We start from the raw sequence: 979 nt of genomic DNA, 5'->3' as shown, positions 1-979 counted from the left end.
ATCCTTTCGTCGTGCTGTTGATTCTGCCTTCCTATGACCTGTTCGGACTATTATGAGAAATGCTATACTAAGTAGAAAGAGTGGGGTACAATTATACTGAATATTACAAGCAATAGAGACCCAATAGCACCCACGCTCGTACCAGAAATTACACACTTTATTGCTCCAAGTTTCTGCAAGATTTTGCCAGCAAATAGACTGATGAGTGAGAAGCACCCAACTATTGCACCTTGATGTAGTGCATAAATAGTGCTAGATAAACCAAAAGTCTTCATATACAGAAAAGGTCCACAAGTAATGAATGACATATACGCAGCAGAAAAGAGGCTTGACATCAAAGACAACGTAACAAACCTCGGACTAGATAGTAGTTTTCTGTAATCTTTCATCATTTTTTTCAAACTGAAAATATCGCGGTCCTTTTTTGTTTCTGGTAACGCTAAAAGCAGCAAAACCCAAGAGATTAAACAAAGTATTGCAACAGTTGCATAATTACCACGCCATCCTACAATTTCATTGATGAAACTGCCTAACACTGGCGCAATTGCCATGACAACTGTAAGAACAGAATTCATGATTCCAATAAATTTCACCGCTTCGTCGCCTTTGTAGCTGTCTGCAACGATTGCAAACACAACTACAGATGTGCTAACACCAATGCCCTGAACAAAGCGAGAGATTAAAAGCCAAAAAATCGACGGTGCAAAAACACAACCAACAGCGCCGATTAATAACAAAGTGTTACCTATGATCATAATTCTCCTTCTGCCATAGCATTCAGACAATGGACCAAAAAACAACCCTCCTATGCAAAAGCCTAGGAAATTATAAGTAATAGTTAATTGAATTATGCCTTCCGGTACGTTAAAATAGTGCACCATATCAGGAAAACTAGGTACGGAAATGTCAATTTCAATGAACTTAGCAATTAGAGACAGGATTAACAGAAATGGTAGTAACATTTGAGATTTTTAATTAA

The 979-nt window shown here is 37.8% G+C and carries 1 pseudogene; it reads right to left on the bottom strand.

The window, feature by feature from the left end:
• Positions 1–65: 65 nt before the first annotated feature.
• Positions 66–962, bottom strand: a pseudogene (locus tag ACIPNH_RS01210) (MFS transporter); the annotation flags it as partial.
• Between the last annotated feature and the right edge of the window lie 17 nt (positions 963–979).

It is taken from the genome of Wolbachia endosymbiont of Drosophila barbarae (assembly GCF_044752445.1).
In the GTDB taxonomy this organism is placed as follows: domain Bacteria; phylum Pseudomonadota; class Alphaproteobacteria; order Rickettsiales; family Anaplasmataceae; genus Wolbachia; species Wolbachia pipientis.
The sequence above is the reverse complement of the archived record's forward strand: the minus strand, read 5'-3'. Positions and strand labels throughout refer to the sequence as shown.